The organism is Marivita cryptomonadis (assembly GCF_002115725.1).
GTDB classification, from domain to species: Bacteria; Pseudomonadota; Alphaproteobacteria; order Rhodobacterales; family Rhodobacteraceae; genus Marivita; species Marivita cryptomonadis.
In genome coordinates this window covers 26,412-51,493 of sequence record NZ_JFKD01000019.1, presented here as the reverse complement: position 1 = coordinate 51,493, position 25,082 = coordinate 26,412, and the positions used below count along the sequence as shown (strand labels likewise).

Genomic DNA, 25,082 nt, shown 5'->3' with positions numbered 1-25,082 from the left:
CTGTGCGCCATTCGACAGCATTCCTGCCGAGTTGTGCACATCTTACGATAAATTTGGCTGAGGACCAACCATGCCCGAGGGAAATGCCCCGTTTAGTCAAACTGAATACGACCGCCGTATAGCGTTGACACGTACCGCGATGAGCGAAGCCGGACTGGACGCCCTGTTCGTCACCGATCCGTCCAACCAAGCTTGGCTGACAGGGTATGACGGTTGGTCGTTCTACGTGCACCAAGGCGTTCTTCTGCGCATGGAAGGCGAACCGATGTGGTGGGGGCGGTTCATGGACTCGATGGGCGCCTTGCGTACCTGCTGGATGTCAGAGGCCAATATCTTTGGCTACGCCGACAGCTACGTGCAATCGACAGTGCGCCATCCGATGCAGGAGCTCGCGGCACGTTTGAAAGACATGGGTCTGGAATCAGCCAAGATCGGCGTCGAGATGGAGAACTACTACTACTCGGCCAAAGCGCATCAGGTGTTTGTGACGGAAATGCCCAACGCCACGTTTGCCGACGTCACCGCGCTTGTGAACTGGCAGCGGCTGATCAAGTCGCATGAAGAGATCGCCTTTATCCGAAAAGCAGCACGAATTTCGGAGCGCGTCATCGAAACCGCCATCGACCGTGCAGCTCCGGGTGTGCGAAAGAATGATGTGGTGGCCGATATCATGCATGCCGGGATCACAGGTGTGGACGACATTTGGGGCGACTATCCCGCGATCGTACCGCTAACGCCATCTGGACTTGATGCGACGGCTGCGCACCTGACGTGGAACGGCGATCCGATGCGCGAAGGTGAGGCGACGTTTTTTGAACTCTCCGGATGTTACCGCCGGTATCACGCACCTTTGTGCCGAACCGTTTTTCTGGGGACACCGCCGAAAGAGATGCTTGATGCTGAAGCGGCCCAGATCGAAGGGATCGAAGCCGCGCTCAATGCGGCGCGCGCTGGCAACCGAACCCGCGATATCGCGCAAGCACTTGTCGACGTTCTGCAGAAGCACGGCATCTATCGCGAAGGCCGCTGTGGTTATCCGATCGGCCTGAGTTACCCACCCGATTGGGGCGAACGTACCGCATCCCTCCGTGTCGAGGATGAAACCATTTTGCAGCCCGGCATGACCTTCCACTTTATGCCAGCTCTCTGGATGGATACTTGGGGACTCGAGACAACCGAAACCATTCTCATCACCGACAGCGGCCCCGCCGAAGCCTTGTGCAACGTGGAGCGAAAGCTGTTCGTCAAGGACTGACGCCGTGGACCACTTGCAGCGCACAACCGAAATTCTTGGCGATTTAATTGCCTACCCGACCATTTCGGCTGACAGCAATTTCGACATGATCCTGCACATGGCGGGGCTTCTTGAAGATGCGGGCGCGCGATGCGAGGTGATGTCGTCGCCTTGCGGGACCAAAGCCAACCTGTTCGCCACGCTTGGGCCGGATCGCAACGGCGGCATCCTCTTGTCCGGCCACAGCGATGTGGTGCCCGTGGCAGATCAGGCGTGGACGCGTGACCCGTTTCAAATGGAAGCAGCTGACGGACGCCTTTACGGGCGCGGCACATGTGACATGAAAGGTTTTATTGCGGCTACATTGGCAATGGCGCCCTATTTTGCGGATCGCGTTGCGGACAGGCCGGTTCATTTCGCTTTCACTTATGACGAAGAAGTCGGCTGTCTTGGAGCGCGGCAGCTTGCCGAAACCATGGCCGAGCGCGAATGGACGCCTGGGGTGGCGATTATTGGCGAACCGACCGAGATGCGGATTATCGACGGCCATAAGGGCTGCAACGAATATACAACGCATTTCAATGGTCTGGCCGGGCATGGATCATTGCCGGATCACGGGGTCAACGCTGTTGAATATGCGGTGCGCTATGTGAACCATCTCTTGGGTCTAAAGGAAGACTTGCGTGCCCGAGCACCGAAGAATTCTCCCTTCGACCCGCCTTGGACTACGGTCAATGTGGGGGCATTGATCGGCGGTGTTGCGCATAACGTAATCGCGCCATCTGCGCAGGTCGATTGGGAAATGCGTCCGGTTCAGCCGGGCGATGCCGAGTTCGTCAAAGACAGCCTCAGGCAGTATTGCGAAGCCGAGCTTCTTCCCCGCATGCGCGCTGTTCATCCGGGAGCGTACATCACCACCGATGTGATCGGCGAGGTGGTTGGCCTGATCCCGACAGATGAAAATGAAGCTCGCCGCATCGTCTCAGAATTGACCGGTGCGAACAACAGCGATGTCGTGGCCTTCGGCACCGAGGCTGGTCTATTTCAGGCGCTTGGCACGGATGTCGTGGTCTGTGGCCCGGGGTCGATCGAACAGGCGCATAAGGCAGATGAGTTCATCGCCATCGAACAGTTGAGCCAATGCATCGGCATGCTGGAACGATTGGGAGACAGGCTGGATGGCTGATGGGGCGTCAGATGGCGTGATGACAGTCAAGGATCGTCATGCCGCACTGCACGAAACTCTGCGGCAACGCATCTGTCTTCTGGACTACCCCCCGGCGACGCACCTGTCCGAGATCGCCTTGGCTAAGGAATTCGGGACCAGCCGTACCCCAGTGCGACGTGTGCTCGCGCGGTTGGAGGAAGAGGGTCTGGTACAGTCCGTGCACGGGGTGGGGACCATCGTCACGGACGCCGACATCACAGAGCTTGAACAGGCTTACAGGTTACGCGTCGAGTTGACAGCGCTTACTGGGACGCTTGATCCGGTGATGCCGGGCGACGTGTTCTTCAAGCGCTTGCAAGCTCTGATCGACCGCGCGTTTGAGATGGGGGTGTCAGGCACACCACGAAGCTTTACCGAACTGGACATGGATGTGTTTCAGACCCTGCTGGAGCTGACGGCCAATGACCCGCTGCGACAGGTTCTGGAGCGCTTGTATTACCAAACCAAACGCCTTTGGCTGGTTCGTGCAATCAAGGCAGAGCTGGATTTGGAGGATGAGTACCGCATTTTCCGGCACGAACTTGAAGCGATTCAGATCGCTCTGCAGTCTGGCGACCTCGGCGCTGTCGCGCAGGTTCAGCGTGCGCATATCTCTATGAGCTTCAATCGCTTGGTCAGGCGGCGGAGCGAAGACGCAACAGGGTGACTGTGATCAATCACGCCTGTAGCGCAGCGCGAAAATTGGCAGCAGTATTCCCAGAACGGTCAACCGGAACACATGGTGCGCGGCCACAAGTGCAGGTTCCAGACCAGTTTCAATGGCAAGAGCCGCCATGACTTCGACCCCGCCCGGCGCAAAGGCAAGGAACAATGCGGCAGGCGGCAACCCAATTAGCCGTGAAGCGATATAGGCGCCGATTGCGGCGATGATGCAGCCGACGACGGTACTCAGCAGCCCTGCAACGAATGCGCTTTTCAACAGCGAGCGGTCAACGCCACCGAACCGCGTGCCGATCAACGCGCCCATGCCAACGAAGGCCGCCATGGTCATCCAGTTCGGCGCGACACCTGACACAAGCCCGGTCCCATGCGTGATCGCCGATACGGCCATTGCCCCGATCAATAACGGTGCCGGAACAGCCAGACGTTTCAGACCGAGGCCGACAGCCAAGGCCAGCAGCAGGACAAGCACAAGGTCGGCCGCCGAACTGGTCCCTTGCCCGGCAAATGTTGCTGTTCCAGTAATCCCCCAGAGCGAAATCAGGACCGGCACCATTAGCGTCAGCAAGAAAACCCGTACCGTCTGTATCAGCACGACCTGTGGAACGTCTGCTTTCAAATCAGCGGCAAGACCAAGCGTAAAGGTTAGGTGACCCGGTGCAGCCGACAGAAAGGCTGTCACAGGACGATGACCGAAAAGCAGCCGCAGGCAAAGTGGCACCACCACCATGATTGCGATCAGTGTCAGTGTCAGAACCATCAAGGACAACGGCCATGTCATTGCGGCGGAAATGACATCGGGTGTCACGGTGCTTCCGATTTGGGCGCCAATCACAATGAAGATGATATCGCAAAGCCGTGGTGGGATCTGGGTGCGTACGCCCAACAACGTCGCAGCGGCAACGGTTGTAGCCGGCCCGGTCACGGCAGCGGCTGGAAATCCGACGAGATAAAACAGAATTGCCCCCGCAGCACCGATCAAAAGCGTCGGAATGACTGGCGGCACCTGCCTGCTATACGCCTTCATAGGTCCATCGGTACTCCGGTGGCGTCGGTCCCTTGTTGCGACCACCCTGCTCCATTTGTTCCCATGCGTGAGCAAGGATACCCACCGAGCGCGACAATCCGAAAAAGCCGCGTGCAAGTGGTGCCGGGCAACCCAATTCCGCGTAGATAACGGCCGTCGCGCCGTCGATGTTCATCGGAACAGATTTGCCGCGTTCCTCAGCGAGGCGGGTTTCAATGGCGCGCCCGATCTGGGCATAGACACCGGTAACGGCTCCGACCTTTGCTGCATCTTCGACCAAACCAAGCAAGCGTGGTGCACGGGGATCGACCGGTTTGTGGAACCTGTGTCCGAAACCTGGAATGAAACGGCCATGCTTTTCGCGCCAATCGTCAAGACAGGTCACAAGTTTGTCCAATCCAGCAGTCTCGATCTCGCGGTACAGCCCGACAGCCTGTTCCCCGGCGCCTCCATGCACATCGCCAAGCATATTGAGCCCGGTCGCCATGGCCGATTGCAGACCGATCCCGCAGGTCGACGCCATGCGCGCAGCTGCAATGGAAGGCGCTTGAGGGCCGTGATCTACTGCGGAAACCAAAGCGGCCTCAAACAGATCGGCGCGCGGTCCCGAGATATCTTCTCCGACGACCATTAACCAGATCATGCGGGCAAACCCGGTGTTGCCAATCAGATCCTGAATCGGCTGACCGCGCAGGTGGATGCGTCCCGGCTCCATGTCGATGATCTTTGTGCGCCACCAGTCCGATACGTCGGTGTTTGTTGTCAAATCACGCCCTCCTTGCGCAACGTTTCAATCTGTATCCGACTGTAGCCAAGGTTTTCCAAGATGCTTGTTGTGTCCTGACCCAATTTGGGCGGCGGCGTCGAGACTGTGGGCCGGGTTCCGTCGAACATTGCGCCGACGGACACGACGTCCACTGGGCGGTCAACACCCGGAACAGAAGCAAACCGAGTGATGAAGTCGCGACCAGTGATTTGCGCGGTGGTGAGCGCTTCGGGCACCGACAAAACCGCCCCTGCAGGAACGCCAAGGCTGTTCAGCTCTTCGGCCCAATCCCGCGCAGACCGCGTCGTCAAAACCGTTTCGAGTTCCGCCTTCAGTCGCAGTCTATTGGTCTTGCGGTCCTCACGTGTCAGGAACACCTCTTTGGACAGTAGGTCTTCGCGTCCAAGGTGACGTGCAAGTGCGACCCACTGCTCATCCTTGTTGGCGGCAATATTGATCAACCCATCAGCGCATTGAAACGCGCCGGATGGTGCGGATGTGGGGTTCTCGTTTCCTTGTGCGCTGGGCGCGACGCCGCCGATCAGATGGTTGGACACCACCCATCCCATCGTCGCTAGAACGGATTCAAGCATGGACACGTCGATATATGCGCCTCGGGGCGTTGCGTTCAGCGCAGAGCAGATCGCCATAGCTGCCGTCAATCCGCCGATGGTGTCCGCGAGCGGATAGCCCACGCGCAGCGGTGCGCTTTGTGCGTCGCCGGTGATCGACATTACACCCGAAACGCCTTGGATAATTTGGTCATAAGCAGGCCGGGTAGCCCAAGGTCCGGTTTGGCCAAAGCCGGAGATGGCGCAATAGACCAGGTTCGGGTTGACCTGCTTCAAGGTGTCATAGCAAAGGCTCAAACGCTCCATGACACCGGGTCGATAATTCTCGACCAGAACATCCGCACCCTGCACAAGTTGCTCAAGAACGTCCTTGCCACGCGGGTCTTTTAGGTTGAGCGTCAGCGAAGACTTGCCAGCGTTCTGGGCCAGAAAGCTGATCCCCATACCCGCCGCAGACAGATCGGGATCAGAACCAAGGTTTCTGGCAAGATCGCCCGTCCCGACAGCCTCGACCTTGATCACATCTGCGCCGAGATGGGCAAGTTGATGGCAGGCGAAAGGGCCTGCCAAGACATTCGTCAGATCAAGGACGCGGACCCCATTAAGGGGTCCGGTCTGTTTGTCAGTCGCCATCTGCCACGCCTTCGGCCCGCTTGCGCGCCCGGTAGCCGCGATAGCTTGGCAACACCACAAGGATCAAAGCCAACACAAGCAGGCCAAGCGTCATCGGCCGTTCAAGGATGAAGTCGAACCCACGGTAAAGCTGCATTGCCCTTGCAAAATTGTTCTCGAGCATCGTGCCAAGAATGAACCCGATCAGCAACGGAGCAAGCGGGAAGTCTGCGAACCGGAGGATCGTAGCCACGACACCGAACCCGACAAGGATCAGAAGTTCCGTCGAATTGTTCTGACCCAAATAGCTGCCCATCAGGGTGAAGAACAGGATGAACGGGATCAGGAACGTGCGCGGGATGGTCAGGATCTTGGCGATGTAGGGAATCAAAGGCAAGTTGAGGATCAACAGCACCAGATTGCCCAGATACATTGAGATGATGACCGCCCAGAACACTTCGGGTGTGTCTGTCATCAGGCGCGGACCCGGTGTCACGTTCAGCGCCAGCAAAGCGCCAAGCAGAATTGCCGTTGTTCCCGATCCGGGGATGCCTAAGGTCAACAAAGGCACGAACGATCCTGTACAAGCGGCATTGTTGGCGGTTTCAGGAGCAGCCAGCCCCTTGATCGACCCTTTGCCGAACTCTTCCTGTTCCGCGCCCTTGGCGATGTTGCGCTCGACGGCATAGCCTAGGAAGGATGCGATAGTAGCCCCTGCGCCGGGCAATACTCCGATGAAAAACCCCTGTAGCGACTGGCGCCCGATCACAGGCGCTATGGTGCGCGCTTCTTCTTTGGTGATCCGCATATTGGTAATCTTGCCACTACCGTCACTAGACCCATTAGCTGCGCGTGCCGGATTCATGACCAGAAACAAGGCCTCCGGAAGAGCGAACATCGCCATGGCCAGCGTGATGAAAGAGAAGCCTGATTGCAGCTCCATCATTCCGAAGGTGAAGCGTGGTGTGTTCGACAGCGCTCCTTCGCCGACGGTGCCCAGCATCAGGCCCAACAGGGTCATCATCAGGGCCTTGGCGACCTGTCCGGTCCCAGCAAACGCCGCGATTGCAGAGAGGCCGACCACCATCAAGGCGAAATATTCAGCCGAATGGAACAGCAGAGCGACCGAGGACAGTGCCGGGGCAAAAATCATCAACAAGATCGCGCCAATAGTGCCGCCCGCGAAGCTGGCGATGGCGGCGATGGTCAGGGCCTTTCCGGCCTGTCCCTTGCGCGCCATGGGATAGCCGTCAAAGCTCGTTGCGACTGTACCTGCGACCCCCGGCGCATTGAGCAGGATTGAAGAGGTCGATCCACCGAAGATCGCTCCGTAATAAACTCCGGACAAAAGGATCAGCGCGGCTGTTGGATCGCCTATGCCAATGGCAACCGGGATCATGATTGCGATGATCGACATAGGCCCAAGACCTGGCAACATGCCGATCAATGTGCCGATCACGCAGCCCATCACAACCATGATAAGGTTGAACGGAGTAACCGCCGCCGACAATCCGATTAGAATTCCTTCAAGCATCTTTTCGGCCCCCTACATGAACATGAAGGGCCAAGGGCGCAGGAAAATTCCCAGCACTTCTTGGACCAGATACCAGATCGACCCGGCAGCGATGACCGTAACGGGGATCAGGATGTGAAAACGACGTTCGCCAAGAATGATTGCGCCAAGAACGAGAAACGCAACGGTGGAACCGACGAAACCCAAAGGTCTCAGGGTCAGGGCATAGGCAACCATGAGAACCAGAAGTGCTACGGCTTGACCCACGTGATAGTCGCCAAGACGACTGAGATCGATGGCGCCATCCTTGGCCGGAGCGCCGTCTGTCGGGGGGTTCGACGTGAACAAGACGACCAGTCCAATGAACAATCCCAGAACGGTCAGAATTTTCGGGAAAGTTGATGGCCATACCGGGTTGCGTTGCAGGATTGGCGGTAGTTGGTCATCCATTGTGAAAAAGGCCGCATAGCCGTAGATGCAACACAAGGCGATAAAGGCCAAAGCGATCCAGCGATCGAGCGCCATGTCTCAACCCTCCGAGTTGTTTTTGTGAAGTCATGCGCGGCGGATGCCCTGCGCCAGCCGAACCGGCTGGGCATCCGCCTTGAAACAAGCGCGGTCCGGTGGGACCACGACAAGGTTTAGAGGAACCCGAGGTCCCGCATCAGATCACCGATCTGCTTTTCCTGACCTTCGAGGAAGGTCTTGAACTCGTCACCCGGACGGAAAATGTTGACCAGTCCCATGCGTGCACGAACTTCTTCCCACTCCGGGGTCTCCATCATCGCCGCCAGCATGTCCTGATACGCGGTCAGCCGCTCTTCCGGCAGGCCGGGGGCTGCGAAGAAACCGCGCCAGTTGACGAACTGCGCGTCGATGCCTTGCTCGGCAAAGCTGGGTGCATCCTGGAACGCGGGTACGCGATCAGGCGCAGTTACGCCAAGAATGCGCACTTCACCCTGTTCAGCCAATGCAACCGCTTCAGAAAAACCGGTTGAGAGCGCGTCGATTTCACCGGACAGCAGACCTGCCATCGCTTCGCCGCCAGCGTCATAGCCGATATAGTTGAACGCGGTGGGGTCTTCGCCCGCTGCCTGCATCACGATGGCTGCAACAAGGTGATCCATACCGCCCGGAACCGAACCGCCGCCGATGGCGAAGTCAGCCGCGTTTTCACGGTAAGATGCCAGGGCATCCTCCATCGAATTGATGGGGCTGTCTGCGGACACGACCAAGGCCGCATAGTCACCGACGGTGCCTGCAACCAGTGTCAGGTCGCGGAAGCTTTGCGAGATCTCGCCAGTCAGGGCGCGGATCACGATCGGGGTCGAGTTGACCATCAGCGTGCCTTCGCTGCTAGCCGCGTTTTCGATCAGGTTGCCGATTGCAACACCGCCGCCGCCGCCTGACATGTTTTCATAGGTTGCCGTCCCGACGAGACCGGAATTCATAAGGGCTTCGCCCGTCCCGCGCGCAGTGCCGTCCCAACCGCCGCCGGCACCGCCGGGAATCAGGAAATGCACGGATTCCATTTTCTGGTGCCCGCCGGCATATGCGATGCCCGATACGGCAACAGTTGCAGTGGCCGCAGCAATAAGCGCACGGCGTGACCACTCAAGAGTGTTCATTGGTTATCCTCCCATTTGACAGGCAGTCCTCCGCCGCCCATGGTCGTACATCACCACACAAAGCTGACAGAAGCCTGACACGGGGCCACGAGGGAGGAACGGGGTGCGCTATCTTCTGGTCGAGGACAATCTCGAATTGGCCGAAGCTGTGGTCAATCGCCTGGCGCTTGATGGCCATGCGGTGGATCATGCTGCGTGTCTTGCCGATGCCGAGGACTGTCTTGCAGCCGCGCAGTACGACCTGATCCTGTTGGACGTGATGCTGCCGGATGGCGATGGTCGCGAGTTCCTTGCGCGCAGTCGCACCCGTCTTGAAACGCCGGTTATCGTTCTGACCGCGCGCTCGCAGGTGTCGGACCGGGTCGGGGCCTTGGATCAGGGTGCAGATGATTACATCACCAAACCGTTCGATTTTTCCGAGCTGGAGGCAAGATGCCGTGCCGTGCTGCGGCGTCGCGGCGGCGAGGCTCGAAACGAGATCCATCTGGGTGACGCGGTCTTTGACCCTTTGGCAGGAACCTTGCGGCTTGGGGCAGACTCAATAGACCTGCGCAACCGAGAGATCCGATTGCTCGAGGTTTTCGCGCGGCACAAGGGGCAAATTCTGTCAAAGAGCCAACTGATGGACCGCCTGTTTTCTTACGATGCCGAAGTCACTGAAAATGCCATCGAGGTCTATGTCGGTCGATTGCGCCGACGTATTGATGGCATGGGTGTGCGGATCGAAACGGTGCGTGGCCTTGGCTACAGGATGGAGAACTGAAAGGCGTGACGGGCACGGGATCAATCGGCCGCAGGCTGACGCTGCTCCTTGCGGGCGTTGCAGCTATGTTGTCCGTGCTCAGTTGGTGGATGGTCACCGGGCTTGCAAGGCAGGCGGCAGAACGCACTCAGGACAATGTTCTGGCTGCATCTGTCACCACGATCGCCGAGACATTGCGCAGCGAACAGGGCGAGGTGCGACTGGAACTGCCGTATTCCGCGTTCTCCATGCTGGGAGCCATCAGCGAAGACCGCGTTTTCTATCGGGTTGCGACGGGCGACACCATTCTGACAGGCTACGAAGACTTGCCGGTGCCGAACGAAATCGTTTCGTCGCTGGGTCGTGTCGTGTTCGATACAGGGGAATACAGCGGGGAAGAGGTGCGCATGGCGACGGTTTCGCGCCTTGTTCTTGCAGGTGCGCAGCCCGTGCCAGTGAACGTGACGGTTGCTCAGACGCGCGGCGGCGTTGCGTCGATTTCTGCCGAACTTTCACAGTTGGCGGCGTTTCTGTCTGTGGCGTTCTTCCTCGTGGCAGTCTCGCTATCGGCCTTTGCTGCGCGAACTTCGCTTAAGCCGCTGAACGAAATCGCCGCAGCGGTGTCACGTCGTGGTCCCTCTGATCTGCGACCCTTGCGCCGCGCAGCGCCGACCGAGCTTGCCCCTTTGTTGACATCGCTGAACCGTCTGATGGACCGTCTGGGCCAGAGCATACGCAGCGCCGAAGACTTCATCGCCGAAGCAGCGCACCGCATCCGCACACCTTTGGCAACAGTGCGCGCGCAGGCCGAAATCGCACTGCGATCCGCCAGTGACGACGACCAGAAACAACGCTTGCGGCAAATGATCCGCGCCATTGATGAAAGCTCTCGGTCCGCTGGTCAATTGCTGGACCACGCAACCGTCATCTACCGCACGGATGATCTTGTTCGCACGCCAGTGATGCTGTCCGATCTGGTCAGTCAGACTGTTTCAGGTCTTGAGCCAACGGCGTCGATGAAAGACATTCGGCTGGATGTCGAAGCGCTCCGTGCAAAGGCAGAGGTCGACCCAGTTCTCATCGAAAATGCTTTGCGGAATGTTCTGGACAACGCGATCAAATACTCTCCGCCTGAGACGGTCGTGAAAGTTGCAATGGCCGAAACCAACGGCGAAGTGCGAATTGCCGTCACGGATCAAGGGCCTGGCCTTGGAGAAGGCCCTGCAGACCAGCTTACACAGCGCTTCCAGCGGGGGCGCAATACACAAGGCATTGTCGGCTCGGGCCTTGGCCTGACGATTGCCAAAGATGTTCTGGTGGCGCATGGGGGCAGACTGGAACTCGAAACGTTGCAAGGAGGCACCGGAACATGCGCCACGCTTGTCTTGCCATCTTCCTGAGCCTGTTCACGACAATGCTGGCTGCGTTGGAGATCGAAGACCATCGCTTCTTTCCGGGGACAGGCGAGCGTGTGCTCAAGGTCATTTCCACAGCCGATCTGGAGGTCTTTGCCCCCTACCTTGCCGCTTTTCAGTCCAGTCAACCGGGCCTCTCCATCGACTATACGGTTGTGTCCTCTGCTGAACTTTATCGGGCCATCCGCAACGGGGCTGCGTTTGATTTGGCTTTGTCGTCTGCCATGGACCTTCAGTTTCAACTTGCCAATGATGGGTTTGCAAAAAGCCACCGATCCGAAGCGACAACGGCGCTACCAGATTGGGCCAGATGGCGCGACCTGATCTTCGCATTCACGGCTGAGCCGGCTGTTGTGGTATTGTCGACACAGAGGTTTCAAGGGTTGTACTTGCCGACCACACGTCAGGAACTGGTGACCTTGCTGCGCGAATATCCCGAACGCTTTGAAGGTTCCGTGGGCACCTATGACGTGCGCGACAGCGGTCTTGGATACCTTTTTGCCACCCAAGAAGCGCGATCGACCGATGCCTATTGGCGCTTGTCCGAGGTCATGGGACGGCTGAATCCGCAACTCTATTGCTGCTCGGGCCAGATGATCGACGATGTCGCCGAAGGCAGGCTTGCGCTGGCGTATAACGTGCTTGGCAGTTACGCAGCAGAACGTTTGGCGCGCGACTCGGGCGGGCGCGTGCAAATCCTCGGGATGCAGGACTTTACGAACGTGATACTTCGAACGGCGATTATTCCTGAAGGTGCGCAGGAAACTGCAGGCGCGGGAGCGCTGATCGATATGCTTGCTCGGTTAGGGCAACGCGACGTACCCGGCGATTGGCCACTTCCGCCGCTTGGGCAGACAGGGGCTGACAATGTCGTCGACTTCGGCCCGATCCGTCTTGGTCCGGCGCTCATGGTGTATCTCGATCCGCTGAACCGCCGGGCGTTTCTGACCGAATGGGAAAACGCGCTTGAGCAGCGTTGACCTCAATTTATTGATAATAAATACGAAAAACACAATGGTAGCTGCGAGCCGGGCTTGAGTGGCAGGCATAATATGACCCGCCCCAACCACGAAGGCCGGAGCGGGTTCGTTCCGATGGAAGTCACGCCGCCCGTTCACAATCCAGGCATCTGGCGCAAGTGTCGTCGTGTCCATGGCAGGGGGTTGTGCCACGGTTACGTCGTCCATCAGGACATTCTTTTGTGGGCTTTCCTGGGCAAAGTGACTGTACAAACCTCAACTAATGCACCGGGGAAAGCGGCGAACTGGGTTAACAAACCCTGAGGACTCGCACTACGCGGGTGACGGTGTGCATTTGCAAAAGCCGCTGCGTCGTTTGACACTTGGTCTTTTGCTAACCGCATGGGGGTTGGCGGTCGCGCACGTGGTCTTCCGCATGCAATGCCTGCACGGTTGCCGTTGTTTGATTTTGGCGTTGGTGCTCTCTAGATCGAGACCGAAGCTAAGGGGCTTTTTGGAGGAGTGCCCGTCCGGTCAGGACCTTGGCTTTGCATGGTTGTATATTAGGAATTTTTGACAAATATGTCTTTGACCGGGATCAAGTTTTGCCAGATTTTGCGATACTGCTTGGTAGGTGGATCACTGATCCTGGCCTTCAAGCCGGGCATGCATCATCCGTGTTTCGTGCTGATCCAGAAGCTGAACAGACAGGTTTTGCCCTAAGCCGCTGCAGTTTTTAGCATTTGGCAATGTTCATGGTCCGTGATCATGGGAAAAAATTGTAAACATCAAACAGCCGTGCTTCTTTGACTCATGGCACAAGACGCTTTGACTAAAGAAAAAACTCCAGCACTCAGCCGGTCTCTCGCTGCGAAGGTCGGGGAAATCTATCCACAAGTCGACGCCGACATCCTTGCCTCCAAGGTGATTGATGCGTTTTGGCCCGAAGGAACACATCGCAGAAAACGAGGGCGCAAGCCGGGGAACGCTTTGTGGTCGCAGCGCGATGCCTTGCTCATCACCTATGGCAATTCGATCGTGGATGGCGCGCACAAACCGCTTGATCTCCTGAATGACTTTCTACGTCGCTATCTGAAAGGCGTGGTGGATGGCGTGCACATCCTGCCGTTTTTCCCCTTCACATCGGATGACGGCTTTGCGGTGACGGATTATATGGCCGTCAATCCGCAACTCGGTGATTGGCCAGACATCAACCGCATCGCAAGTGACTTCAAATTGATGTCGGACCTCGTCTTAAACCATGTGTCGAGCCAAGGCACGTGGTTCAACGCCTATCGTCAGGGCCAGCCGCCATATGATCGCTTCTTCTTCGAGGCCGATCCTGCGGATGACCTCAGCATGGTCGTGCGCCCCCGAACGACGCCGCTTTTGCAGAAGGTCGATACGAAAGACGGACCGCGGTATGTCTGGTGTACCTTCAGTCATGACCAGATCGACCTCGATTTCCGCAATCCGGAAGTGTTGCTGGAATTCTTGCGTATCATCCGCACACATATCGACAACGGAGTGCAGATCATTCGGTTGGACGCGGTGGCGTTCCTCTGGAAGGAGGTGGGATCGCCATCAATCCATCTTCCACAGACCCATGCCATCGTAAAGCTGATCCGGCTATTGTGTGACTATGCCCTAGAACCCATCATCCTTCTGACCGAGACAAACGTCCCGAAAGCGGAAAACCTGAGCTACTTTGGCAAGCGCGACGAAGCGCACGTGATTTACAACTTTCCACTACCCCCTCTGATCTTGCACGCTCTGCTTTCGGGGAGCGCTGCAAACCTGGACAAGTGGCAGCGCTCAATGCCACCAGCTCCGTTGGGTTGTGCTTATCTGAATTTCACCGCCAGCCATGATGGCATCGGCATGCGACCTGCCGAGGGGTTGCTGTCGCCTGACGATCAGGCTGCAATGATCAAAGCGGTGAAGGCAGCAGACGGGCGCGTGTCCATGCGCGCCTTGCCGGATGGCGGAGAAGCACCTTACGAACTGAACACAACTTATTTTGCAGCTCTCAGCCAAACCTTCGCTGGACCAGATGCGTACCATCTCGAGCGTTTTCTGTGTTCGCAGACCATCGTGATGTCGCTTGAAGGCATTCCTGCCTTTTACATCCATTCCATGCTTGCGACGCCAAATGACACAGACGCAGTTGAACGAAGAGGCATGAATCGGGCGATCAATCGACACAGATGGGATTACGAGGCCTTGCAAGCAGTGCTTGCGGATCAGACCACGATCCATGCAAAGGTTCTCAACGGGCTGAAGCAACGGTTGAAGGTTCGGCAAAAGCAAACAGCCTTCCACCCGAATGCGACGCAGTTCACGGTCAATACGGGTGACAAGCGGATCTTTGGCATTTGGCGGCAGAGCCTTGATCGAAACCAGTCGATCTTTGCGCTGCACAACGTCAGCAAAGATACGGTCACACTGCCCGTCAGTACGCTCAACATCATCGCTGACGAAGATTGGCGCGATCTGCTCTCAGACGAGGTGATCCCGGACGACGAGATTGTTCTTGGTCCCTATCAATGCCGCTGGATCAGCAATGCCGGTCACTGATAGTCGTTCAGGTCCGCCAGCGCAGCGGATTGCATGTCGCGCAGGAACTCCGGATCGGCGGCATGTACACGGTTCCATGTCGCGATAAACGGTGTCTCGTGTGGGTTGTCGAGGAAGGTCTGACCAGCCCGCATGATGTTCTCTGCGAAAAGCTCAATCGACGCTTCTTCCGAATGGCGGTCCAATGACAATCCATTCATCTGCGCATCGCTGTAATACGCATCCAGCAAATCAAGCGCACTGCGGTAATACGTGGCTTTCAGTGTGCGGAAGACATTGGTGGTGAAGATCGTGCCATCGGCGGCGAGTTTTCGGAAAATCGCCTTGCAGATATCGGTCGACATCCGGTTAAGCCCGGTCGCCGCATCCTCTGGGCTCAACGCCTGATGTTTGTGATCATAGGCATCCGCGATCTCGACCTGACAGACGGCTTTGGGTGCCAGATTGCGCCATGCTTCGGACAAGACGCCAATTTCCAGCCCCCAATCCGACGGGATTCTCAGATCGGGCAGAATATTCGTCCGCATCGCGAATTCGCCGGAAAGCGGGTAGCGGAAACTTCGCAGGTAATCGAGATAATCGCGATCCCCAACAACCCGCTTCAACGCGATCAACAACGGACTGACCAAAAGCCGGGTGACCCGTCCGTTCAGCTTTTCATGGCCAATGCGGGCGTAATAGCCCTTCGCCACCTGGTACGGGAAAGTGGGGTTGGCGACAGGATAGATCAACCGCGCCAACAGTTCGTTGGTGTAGGTCAGAATATCGCAATCGTGGATCGCCATGACAGAGCTGTCCTGGCACCCGATCAGGTAGCCGATGGATGTCCAGACGTTTTTGCCTTTGCCCTGTTCCGCAGGTGCCAGCCCCATGTCCTCAAGGCGCTTGTTCAGGGCAAGCATCCTCGGGCTGTCATTCCAGATGACGATATGGTTCTGGTTGAGACCTTCAAAGAACTGCTTTGCGTGGCGAAACTGGGCGTCATTGGCGCGATCAAGACCAATGATCACACGGTGCAGATAAGTTACCTTTGACAGCTCCGAGAGAATGTTCGGCATCGCATCGGTTTCGAGTTCCGAATAGAGACAGGGCAGGATCAGCGACATTTTCCGTGTCTGGGCAAAAGTCTCCAACTCGTAAGTCATTTCCTCAAGCGAACGGGTCCGCAGATTGTGCAGCGTCGCGATGTTTCCGTTCTGATGAAAATCAACCATGAGACATGTGTCCTTATTCGGGAAAAAGCCTGTCGAGGATTTCGTTAACCGCGATGTTCCAGCCAACCGGCCCCGGGTCACGTGTTCGGATGATCCGGCCGTCGCGTTCACCGGCAAGCATGGGCAAGAGCGCATGATGCGGGTTCGCGACAATCACGCCAAGGTCTGCCCGTTCCAGCATCTCAACATCATTTGGGGCGTCCCCCAAGGCAAGCGTCAGGTCGGGTTTGAGGGCATGAATAACGTGGGTCATGGCGTCGGCCTTTGTGCGTCCGAACGACAGGGTCAAGAAGCGCCCACCGCGCTGGGCAGAAACGCCATGCTGCGCAAGTGCCGTGTAGAAGGTTCTGAGCTCTTCTTCGCCACCAGACCAAAGACCCGGCTCCGAATAGTCACGCGTCTGGGCAAGCGCGGCCGCTTTCGGGGACAGCCCGGTCAGCGATGATACATCCTCGGCTGACATGTCACCAAATCCCCTGAAATGCGCACGCAGGGTTTGTGGGACCAGATCAAGTATTTCGCGCAATGCAGTGTAGGTTCTCGGACTGTGCGTGCCCACAAGGCCAATGAGGCCTGACCCGTTTTCGACCAGCGCTGGCTGCCCTGACAGGGCCATGCTGTCTTGAAGCAGTAAAATCTCCGCTGCTGTCTTGCTGCTTGCCAGAATGACGGAACATTGCTGTCGCGCCAGCCTGTCCAAAGCAGGTTGTGCTGCGTCCCAGCTGTATGTGTCATGGTCCAAGAGCGTGCCGTCCAGATCGGTAAAGACAGCCAGCTTCAAAGAATTCGTCATGCCTTAAGTTTCGGGTCAGGCCGCCACGGCCACAAGCTCAAAAGACAAGATTCGGGCAATTAGGCCATAGTTGCCCAAAAAGTAAGCAATTAGGTTGGGCTTGAAGCCACGTTCTCGGGTCTGCGCCCGCGCGAGGAGCGCAGCGGTAAAATAAGAGGAATGCGGGTGAAAGCGTTGTGTGTCACTACCCGCCAATTTCCTTGCGAAACGTGGTCAGGAATGCCTCGGCATTGGCGCGTAGCGACGGACCGAGATACCCGCCTTCCTGAATGAGCACTGTGGGCAGACCCATCGCGGCTATCCGGCGGGCCATCTCGGCAAAGCCCTCGGCATAGACCTCCACAGCCGCCAAGGGGTCGTCTGCGGCCATGTCAAAGCCCAAAGAAACGACCAGCGCCTCCGCGCCGAAATCCTGAATGGCCGAGATGCCCCGATCCAAGGCTTCCATCACCTCGGTTTCGCCATCGCCCATGTTCAGCACCTCGTTCAGCGAGGCTCCCAGCCCGTCACCTTCGCCGGTCTCGTCCGCATAGCCTAGGTAGAAGGTCGGATAGACCGCCGGGTCGGGATGTAGCGAGCAGAAGAATACGTCTCCCCTGTCATAGAAGATGTCGAGGCTGCCATTGCCAGTGTGTACGTCCACGTCGAGCAGCGCCACCTTGCCCCATTTCGCGCGCATGTGATGCGCTGCGATGCAGGCGTTATTGTAGAAACAGAACCCGTTTGCGCAGTCGGTCATGGCGTGGTGCCCTGGCGGTCTGCTTAGCCCGTAGGAGGCGCGGGCACCGTCCATCACGTCCTTGGCTGCAGAGATCGCCGTCTGTGCCGACCAATAGATCGCCTCGTAGGTGTTCTCTGTCAGTGGCGTCGATGTGTCGGTCATCCACCAGCCCATTGCGCCGTTGATATCCTTGGGACAGCGCCCGCGCCGTGTGCCGGGATGGCGCGTCGGAATACCTAGCGCGCCTTCGGGGGCTTCCTTCAGGAACCGTTCATAGGCGTCGGAAAAGAAATCGACATAAGCCGGGTCATGCACCGCCTTGATCGGGTCGGTGCCGAAATCCGCGGGCGCGCTTATCGGAAAACCGTGTTCGATCAGCATGTCGCGGATCAGAATGGCGCGTTCGGGCTGTTCGGGGTGGGGCATTGGCGCACCGCCCCGATAATAGACCTCGGGCTTGTGTCCCAGTTGCCGCTCGTCGAAAAACACTTTCATCTTGGTCTTCCTCGGTTTGTGTCAGTAGCCGGTCGTCTTATCGACCGTTGCCGTGGGGCGTTCCCCGGCGTCCAGTTCGCGGATCGACCGCACCAGCGCGTCCGTCACCGCTTGTGGCGAGGTCACACTGGCCTCGTGCGGCGTGATGACGATACGGGGGTGGGTCCAGAAAGGGTGATCGGACGGCAGGGGTTCCTGTCGGAACACGTCAAGCGATGCGCCGCCGATCTGCCCCTTATCCAGCGCCTCCAACAGATCGGCCTCGACCAGGTGCGGCCCGCGCCCGAGGTGTATCAACGCCGCGCCGCTTGGCATGGCTGCGAAGAGGTCGGCGTTCAGAATGTCATGCGTGTCGCCGGTCAGGGGCAGGATGTTGATCAGGATGTCGGATTGCGCGGCCACCTGTTTCACCGCGTCGGCACCTGATACACGGGTTACACCCGGATCGCTGTTGCCTTCCGTCCGTGTGGCGGCCAAGACCGGGAATCCCATCGAAGCGACCGTGCGTGCGATGGTCCGCCCCATCAGCCCATAGCCCAGAAGGCCCACGGTCACCTCCGAAGGGGGGCGCAGCGTCTTGATTGTTGTCCTGTCCCAAGTGCGCGATTTCTGTGCGTCGAGGTAATTGCCCATATGCCGGTGGTGCCAGACGACGTGCCATGCCGCGAAGCCGGCCATGATGGTGGCCTGTTCGGTGTCGTGGACACGCGTGACCACGACACCATCCGGCAGGCTTGGATTGCGCAGCACACCATCCACCCCGGCGGCGATAACCTGCACCAGGTCAATATTCGGATAGGCATCGAACGCGTTATCTGCTGGTCGCCAGACCAGCGCAAAGCGGATGCGCGACGGGTCCGGCACGTCGTCCGGCTTGTAAAGCCGGAGGCCGGGCTGACCCGCCAAGGCGGGACCGAAAAGGTCCGGCAGGTCGAGCGACGTGCAGAGATAGACGCCTTCGATCACGTCGGTGTCCGGTTTCAGCGCGGCCCGGGTCACTGACGTAACTCACGCTGGGCAGCGAGCGCCTGTTCATGCGCTTTGCCGGGGATCGCGTCGAGAAGTGACTTGGTATATTCGGTCTGGGGCGATCCCAAAACTTGCGAGGAGGGGCCGAACTCCACCATCTTGCCCTGCTGCATCACGATGATGCGGTCGCAGACTTGCGCCGCGACGCGCAGATCATGGGTGATAAAGATCATCGACAGGTTCAGCCGGTCTCGGAGATCGGCCAAGAGGTCGAGCACCTGCGCTTGGATCGACACGTCGAGTGCCGACACGGCTTCGTCCGCAATGACGACCTCCGGTTCGAGCGCCAGCGCCCGCGCGATGCCAACGCGCTGACGTTGCCCGCCGGAAAACTCGTGTGGGAACCGTTTCATCGCCGACGGGTCAAGGCCTACCAGTGTCAACAATTCCTGCGCCTTTTCGCGCGCAGTGATCTTGTCGGTGCCATAAGCAATCAAACCTTCAGTGAGGATCGTCCCAATCCGAGATCGCGGGTTAAGCGAGGAATAAGGGTCTTGGAACACCATCTGAATGCGACGACGGTGCTGACGCAGGGCGCTCCCATTGATCTTGGAAATATCTTTCCCGCCGATCTCGACCACGCCTTTTTCCGGGTTCAGCAGCCGCACAAGGCACCGCCCCAGCGTCGACTTGCCCGATCCGCTTTCACCAACGATCCCGATGGTCTCACCTTTGTAGAGATCAAAGCTCGCATCCTGCACGGCCTTGACCACGCGGGGTTTCCTGAAAAACCCGCCGGTGCGGCTGGTGAAGGTCATACTGAGGTCGCGTACACTCAGGATCGGCGTGTTGGCGGGTTGCATCGTTTCACGAAAACTCAGACCCGGGATCGCATCAAGCAGCGCGCGGGTGTAGGCATGTGTCGGGTTAAGAAGCACTGTTTCCGCCTCTCCAGCCTCAACCACTTCGCCATGCTGCATCACGATCACCCGGTCGGCGATATCTGCGACAACGCCGAAATCATGAGTGATGAACAGAACCGCCATGCCATGCCGCATTCGCAGGTCTTCAATGAGGTCGAGGATCTGCGCCTGTGTCGTTACGTCGAGCGCCGTGGTCGGCTCGTCCGCGATCAGGATCTTGGGCTCCAACGCCAAGGCCATCGCGATCACGACACGCTGCCGCTGGCCACCGGACAACTGGAACGGGTAGGCGCGAATGGTCGTATCGGGATCGGGCAGACCCACCTCGTGCAACAATTCCAGCGCACGTTTGCGTCGTTCAGTCGGTGTCAGCAGATCATGCGCTTCAAACACTTCGGCGATCTGGTCACCGACGCGCATCAGCGGGTTCAGCGCGCTCAGCGGTTCCTGAAAGATCATTGAGATATCTTTGCCGCGCAGGGACATCATTTCGTCGTCCGACAGGGTCAGCAGGTCGCGGTTCTCAAAGTGGATGCTGCCCGCCGAGGGGGTCACACCCTCGGGCAAAAGCCCCATCAGCGCATTAGCCGACATGGATTTTCCCGACCCACTTTCCCCAACGATGCAGAGGACTTCGCCCTTGTCCAAAGTGAACGACACGTCCTTGACCGCCAGTTCGCGATCCGCTCCTTTGGGCAAAGCGATGGATAGGTTGTCGATGGCAAGCAAGCTCATGACGTGCGCTTTCTAAGCCGGGGGTTCAGCGCGTCGTTCAGCCCTTCACCAATCAGGTTCAGCGCCAGCACCGTCAGCAAAATCGCGATGCCGGGAATAAAGCTGAGCCACCATGCAGTGCGCAACACTGTGCGCGCGGCCCCGATCATATAGCCCCAGGACATGACGTTTGGATCACCGAGGCCAAGGAAGGACAATGAACTTTCCAGCAGGATCGCAGTGGCAACCATGAGCGAGGCCAGAACGATGATTGGGGGCAGCGCATTGGGCAGCACTTGCCGCAGGATGATGCGCAGGTTGCTTTGGCCCGACAGCGTCGCAGCCTCAACGAATTCACGGTTCCGGAGCGACAACACTTCGCCCCTCACCAGACGCGCCACCGGTGGCCATGAGACAATGGCGATAGCAAGAATCACATAAGCCAAGGTCGGCTGGAAGATCGCTAGCAGAACGATCGCCAAAGCAAAACTTGGGATGGTTTGGAAAAACTCTGTGAAGCGCATGAGCGCGTCATCAACCAGCCCACCGTAGTATCCGGCCAAAGCCCCAATCGGGATGCCGATGGCCAGTGCCACGACCGTTGACACAAGCCCTACGAGCAACGATACGCGCGCTCCGTGAAAGAGCCCAGACAGCACGTCACGGCCCAACGCATCTGTGCCAAGCGGCAGGCCGTCCATTTCGAACGGAGGCAGGAACGGGCGTTGCACCATAGACCAAGGGCTGCGCGGAAATAGGAAGGGGGCTGCAATGGCGCAGATGATGACGATGGCCAAGATGATCAGGCCAATCACAGCACCGCGATTTTGGCGGAAACGGGACCAGAACGCTCTCATTTCGTTAGCCTGATGCGGGGGTCAACGATTCCGTAAAGAATATCAGTGATCAGGTTGAACAACAGAACCATCGCGGCCGAGATAAAGAAGACGCCCAGTATCACATTGTAATCCCGCTGGCTGATCGCTTCGAACATCAGCCGCCCGATGCCGGGCCAAGCGAAGACGGTTTCTGTCAGGACAGCCCCGCCGACAATCTGGCCGGCTTGCAGACCGGCGAGTGTGATCACTGGCAAAAGCGCGTTGCGCAACACATGGCGGCGTTGAATGACAGAATTGCGCAGCCCCTTGGCGCGGGCGGTCTTCACAAAGTCCAACCGCGACACCTCAAGCATCGAAGCGCGCGTCATGCGCATGTAGATGGCGGTAAAGAACAGGCCTAACGTCGTTGCAGGTAGGATCAAGTGTTTGCCGATGTCCAGCACCCGGTCGATGCCGGTGTAGTTGGCCCCGATGGTCTGGTAACCGAATCCCGGCAGCCAGCCCAACACGACCGAAAACAGCAAAGACGCCATCAGCGCGACCCAGAACAGCGGCGTGGCGTAGAACAACAAGGCAAGGCTTGAGATCAGCGTGTCCCACCATGTGCCCTGCGTTTGCGCCGCCAGAACACCCGCGGCGACCCCGATCACGATAGAAATGACAAAAGCGGTTGCGGTTAGCAGCAGCGTCGCAGGCAAGCGGTCCCAGATCAATTCCGCCACCGGCATCTGCTGGCGATAAGAAAAGCCCAGATCAAGCTGGATCGCACCTTTCATGTAATTCCAAAGCTGCACAGTGAACGGCTGGTCTAGCCCAAACCGTTCGCGCAAGTCCTGTAGGAATTTCTCGTCCGCCGCGCCTGCTTCGCCCGCCATAACCGCCGCCGGATCGCCGGGGGCGGCGTGGATCAGAACAAAGTTCAGCACGAGGATCGCCAGCAATATGAAAACGGCTTTCACAAGCCGCGCCGCGATGAAGCCAAGCACAATAAAGTCCCGTGGTTAAATCCGCATGGATCACCGCCGCGCCACTGGGGCGCGACGGTGCAAGTGTCAGGCGCGATTACTCGCGGTCAAGCCACGCATCACGCATGCCGTCATTGACGCCGATGGCGGTGCTGACCGGGTTCTTCAGATCACACCGGTAGATCGTCGGGAACTGCAACTCGAGCATCCAGGCCACTGGCACATCATCCACAACGATGTTCTGGACCTCGGTGTAAAGCTCTTGCCGTGCCTCGTCCGATGCCTGAACAGCGGCTTCGGCAAACAGGCTGTCGACCTCATCGTTCACATAGCCTGACACGTTGTTCCACGGGCTGCCCTTGGCGATGTTGGACGAGACGTAAGTCCGCGCCACACCCAGAGCTGGATCGCCGTACTGGTAGAGATAGGTAAAGGCGAGATCAAAATCCCAATCGCCAGTCCGCTGGTTCCAGCCTGCCACGTCTGTCGCAACCAGTTCGGAGTTGATGCCCACCTCTGACAGGTTCTGGCGAACCGCTTCGGCCCATCGTTGCCATGTTTCGCCATAGGGCAGGGGCAGGATCTGGAGCGTCTCTCCGTCGTAATCAGACTGTGCGAGGTATTCCCGTGCTTTCTCCGGATCAAAGGAAATGTCCGGCGTATTCGGCTCGTGGAAGCGCGTGACCGACGATACCGGGCCTTTGGCGACTGTGCCATTACCGTTCCACAGCGCATCGCGAGCGAACTCGCGATCCATCGCATGCATCACCGCCTTGCGCAGGTTTTTGTCCATCATCGGGCCTTCGTGCATGTTCATCCACATCCACGAATGCGGACCGAAGAATTCCCAGCCGTCATTGGTAAAGCAGACATTGTCCATCGCTGTAAGGCGCGGGATGTCGAAGTTTTCGACCGACCCGCCAGGCAGCAGATCAACCTGACCGGTTTCGAATGCAACCGACCGAGACGCGGCATCCGGGATCACCTGATAGTAGATTTCATCCAGGTAGGGCTTGCCTTCCATGTAGTAGTCTTCGTTCTTGACCAGATGGATATAGCTGCCGCGCTCCCATTGCTCGAACTTGAAGGGGCCGGTGCCGATAGGCGTGTTGTTCGCCGGGTTGTTGGCGTAATCCGTGCCTTCGTAGATATGCTTGGGGATCATCGGCATGGTTCCAGCCTCGAAGATGCCAAGGAACGGGCCGAAGGGCTGTTTCAGGGTAAAGACCACCGTCTTGTCATCCGGCGCTTCGATACTTTCCACGTGCACCAGCGATGCACGCAGGCGGGCGTGGGTTTCGCGCAGGAAGACATCGACCGAGAACACGACGTCTGCGGATGTGAATGGCGCGCCGTCATGCCAGACCACGTCGTCCTGAAGTGTGAAAGTATAGGTCAGCCCGTCTTCCGACTTGGTCCATTCCTTGGCGAGCGATGGCATCGGATCAAGGTTCTTGTCATAGCGCAACAGGCTTTCATAGATCTGCCCTGCCACCATCTGGGTTGGACCGTTCTGGATCAGCCCGAGCATCAGGCCGGGCGGTTCGGGCTGGATCACGGCGTTCAGCGTGCCACCCGATTTTGGTGTCTCTTGTGCCGCAAGCGACGAGGCAATCGCAATCGCCGCGGCAGTCGTCAAATATTGAAAAGTCTTCATGTGTAGTCTCCCTGTTGATGGAGGTGAAACACCCGGCCCGCCTTATTGCGTCAGGTCCGGATAATGCTTGAGCGCGAGGCGCAGATACGCCTCCCACTCGGGGTCTTTCTTGTCCGGGTTCCCCCGGTCCTTGGTCATGCTCTCGTATTGCTGGGCCGTGAACTCGGCCAGATCGTTGGGCACACGGTTCAATTCTGCGCCTGAAGACAAGAGCGCCAGCTGCGCCTTGCAAGTCCGTTCAAGGTTGTACATCAGCGCAAACGCCTCGCCCACAGTGCCACCACAGGTCAAAAGACCGTGGTTGCGCAGGATCATCGCCTTTGCGTTTCCCAGATCTGCCACCAGCCGCTCGCGTTCTTCGAGGTTGAGTGCGATGCCCTCGTAATCATGTGTGGCCATTCTATTGTAGAACTGCAGTGACCATTGGTTCAGTGGAAGAATACCCTCTTTCATCGAGGAAACCGCGACACCCGCCACGGTGTGCGTATGTAGTACGCAACCCACTTCCGGCCGCGCCGCATGCACCGCGCTGTGGATCGTGAAGCCTGCCGCGTTGATACCCTTGCCATAATCGTCACGGATAATGTTCCCGTCCAGATCAACGGTCACGAGGTTTGAAGCTGTTACCTCGTCGAAGCGCAGCCCGAATGGATTGATTAAAAACCCATGCTCTGCCTCTTCTTTGGGCGCACGGCCGGAAATATGGGTGAAGATGCTATCATCCAACCCGAAATGCGCGATAAGCCGATACGCTGCAGCAAGGTGAAGCCGCTCGGCGGCAACGTTTTCAATTGAGTCGTGCTTCATGTCCGGTCATCTCCAAATGGGACCTCGGCGCTGTTGGTCTTGAAATCATTGC

The 25,082-nt window shown here is 58.1% G+C and carries 22 protein-coding genes; 7 read left to right on the top strand and 15 right to left on the bottom strand.

Features of this window, described 5'->3' with window-relative positions:
• Positions 1-70 precede the first annotated feature (70 nt).
• From MCRY_RS18165 to MCRY_RS18155, 3 genes are read left to right on the top strand one after another with little or no spacing between them, the layout of a single operon-like run.
• Positions 71-1,255, top strand: coding sequence for a M24 family metallopeptidase (locus MCRY_RS18165; RefSeq protein WP_085632519.1), 1,185 nt, complete (start codon positions 71-73; stop codon positions 1,253-1,255).
• Between the two features lie 4 nt (positions 1,256-1,259).
• Positions 1,260-2,420, top strand: a complete 1,161-nt coding sequence (gene argE, locus MCRY_RS18160; RefSeq protein WP_085632517.1) for an acetylornithine deacetylase — start codon at positions 1,260-1,262, stop codon at positions 2,418-2,420.
• Positions 2,413-3,108 carry a GntR family transcriptional regulator gene (locus MCRY_RS18155; RefSeq protein ID WP_085632515.1) on the top strand — a complete coding sequence of 232 codons (696 nt, stop codon included), beginning with the start codon at positions 2,413-2,415 and terminating at the stop codon, positions 3,106-3,108. Before argE ends, MCRY_RS18155 begins: the two co-directional genes overlap by 8 nt.
• Positions 3,109-3,114: 6 nt before the next feature.
• Here MCRY_RS18155 and MCRY_RS18150 read toward each other — a convergent pair whose 3' ends face one another.
• The 6 genes from MCRY_RS18150 to MCRY_RS18125 all read right to left on the bottom strand — a co-directional run bounded on the left by MCRY_RS18150 (position 3,115) and on the right by MCRY_RS18125 (position 9,240).
• Positions 3,115-4,149 (bottom strand): AbrB family transcriptional regulator, encoded by a 1,035-nt coding sequence (locus MCRY_RS18150; protein ID WP_085632513.1) that lies wholly within the window; start codon positions 4,147-4,149, stop codon positions 3,115-3,117.
• Positions 4,136-4,915: a citryl-CoA lyase gene (locus MCRY_RS18145; RefSeq protein WP_085632511.1), complete on the bottom strand. Its 780-nt coding sequence runs from the start codon at positions 4,913-4,915 to the stop codon at positions 4,136-4,138. Before MCRY_RS18145 ends, MCRY_RS18150 begins: the two co-directional genes overlap by 14 nt.
• On the bottom strand, positions 4,912-6,120 hold the full coding sequence (locus MCRY_RS18140) for a CaiB/BaiF CoA transferase family protein (protein WP_085632509.1): 1,209 nt from the start codon (positions 6,118-6,120) through the stop codon (positions 4,912-4,914). Before MCRY_RS18140 ends, MCRY_RS18145 begins: the two co-directional genes overlap by 4 nt.
• Entirely contained in the window at positions 6,110-7,633 is a 1,524-nt protein-coding gene (locus tag MCRY_RS18135; RefSeq protein ID WP_085632507.1) for a tripartite tricarboxylate transporter permease, read from the bottom strand. Before MCRY_RS18135 ends, MCRY_RS18140 begins: the two co-directional genes overlap by 11 nt.
• Before the next feature lie 12 nt (positions 7,634-7,645).
• Positions 7,646-8,137 (bottom strand): tripartite tricarboxylate transporter TctB family protein, encoded by a 492-nt coding sequence (locus MCRY_RS18130; RefSeq protein WP_085632505.1) that lies wholly within the window; start codon positions 8,135-8,137, stop codon positions 7,646-7,648.
• Positions 8,138-8,253: 116 nt separating this feature from the next.
• Entirely contained in the window at positions 8,254-9,240 is a 987-nt protein-coding gene (locus MCRY_RS18125; protein ID WP_085632503.1) for a tripartite tricarboxylate transporter substrate binding protein, read from the bottom strand.
• A 103-nt stretch (positions 9,241-9,343) separates the two neighbouring features.
• Here MCRY_RS18125 and MCRY_RS18120 point away from each other — a divergent pair, with 103 nt between their 5' ends.
• The 4 genes from MCRY_RS18120 to MCRY_RS18105 all read left to right on the top strand — a co-directional run bounded on the left by MCRY_RS18120 (position 9,344) and on the right by MCRY_RS18105 (position 14,933).
• Positions 9,344-10,003, top strand: coding sequence for a response regulator transcription factor (locus MCRY_RS18120; protein ID WP_085632501.1), 660 nt, complete (start codon positions 9,344-9,346; stop codon positions 10,001-10,003).
• A gap of 5 nt (positions 10,004-10,008) precedes the next feature.
• Positions 10,009-11,382, top strand: a complete 1,374-nt coding sequence (locus MCRY_RS18115) for a sensor histidine kinase (protein WP_244897928.1) — start codon at positions 10,009-10,011, stop codon at positions 11,380-11,382.
• Positions 11,352-12,377, top strand: a complete 1,026-nt coding sequence (locus MCRY_RS18110) for an ABC transporter substrate-binding protein (RefSeq protein WP_085632499.1) — start codon at positions 11,352-11,354, stop codon at positions 12,375-12,377. The genes MCRY_RS18115 and MCRY_RS18110 overlap by 31 nt, the downstream gene beginning before the upstream one ends.
• Positions 12,378-13,169: 792 nt before the next feature.
• A complete protein-coding gene (locus MCRY_RS18105) occupies positions 13,170-14,933 on the top strand; it encodes a sugar phosphorylase (protein WP_085632497.1) in 1,764 nt (587 codons plus the stop codon).
• Here MCRY_RS18105 and MCRY_RS18100 read toward each other — a convergent pair.
• From MCRY_RS18100 to MCRY_RS18060, 9 genes are all read right to left on the bottom strand, one after another.
• On the bottom strand, positions 14,927-16,147 hold the full coding sequence (locus MCRY_RS18100) for a glycosyltransferase family protein (protein ID WP_085632495.1): 1,221 nt from the start codon (positions 16,145-16,147) through the stop codon (positions 14,927-14,929). The genes MCRY_RS18105 and MCRY_RS18100 overlap by 7 nt on opposite strands.
• Before the next feature lie 13 nt (positions 16,148-16,160).
• Complete coding sequence (locus MCRY_RS18095) at positions 16,161-16,940, bottom strand: HAD-IIB family hydrolase (protein ID WP_085632493.1); 780 nt, start codon at positions 16,938-16,940, stop codon at positions 16,161-16,163.
• Positions 16,941-17,124: 184 nt separating this feature from the next.
• Positions 17,125-18,156, bottom strand: a complete 1,032-nt coding sequence (locus MCRY_RS18090) for a histone deacetylase family protein (RefSeq protein WP_085632491.1) — start codon at positions 18,154-18,156, stop codon at positions 17,125-17,127.
• A 21-nt stretch (positions 18,157-18,177) separates the two neighbouring features.
• Positions 18,178-19,155, bottom strand: a complete 978-nt coding sequence (locus tag MCRY_RS18085; protein ID WP_203276065.1) for a 2-hydroxyacid dehydrogenase — start codon at positions 19,153-19,155, stop codon at positions 18,178-18,180.
• On the bottom strand, positions 19,152-20,783 hold the full coding sequence (locus MCRY_RS18080; RefSeq protein WP_085632489.1) for an ABC transporter ATP-binding protein: 1,632 nt from the start codon (positions 20,781-20,783) through the stop codon (positions 19,152-19,154). Before MCRY_RS18080 ends, MCRY_RS18085 begins: the two co-directional genes overlap by 4 nt.
• Positions 20,780-21,619 (bottom strand): ABC transporter permease, encoded by an 840-nt coding sequence (locus MCRY_RS18075; protein WP_085632487.1) that lies wholly within the window; start codon positions 21,617-21,619, stop codon positions 20,780-20,782. Before MCRY_RS18075 ends, MCRY_RS18080 begins: the two co-directional genes overlap by 4 nt.
• On the bottom strand, positions 21,616-22,587 hold the full coding sequence (locus MCRY_RS18070) for an ABC transporter permease (RefSeq protein ID WP_085632485.1): 972 nt from the start codon (positions 22,585-22,587) through the stop codon (positions 21,616-21,618). The genes MCRY_RS18075 and MCRY_RS18070 overlap by 4 nt, the downstream gene beginning before the upstream one ends.
• Positions 22,588-22,663: 76 nt before the next feature.
• Positions 22,664-24,223, bottom strand: a complete 1,560-nt coding sequence (locus MCRY_RS18065; protein ID WP_085632483.1) for an ABC transporter substrate-binding protein — start codon at positions 24,221-24,223, stop codon at positions 22,664-22,666.
• 42 nt (positions 24,224-24,265) lie between these two features.
• Positions 24,266-25,030 (bottom strand): class II aldolase/adducin family protein, encoded by a 765-nt coding sequence (locus tag MCRY_RS18060; RefSeq protein WP_085632481.1) that lies wholly within the window; start codon positions 25,028-25,030, stop codon positions 24,266-24,268.
• Positions 25,031-25,082 lie beyond the last annotated feature (52 nt).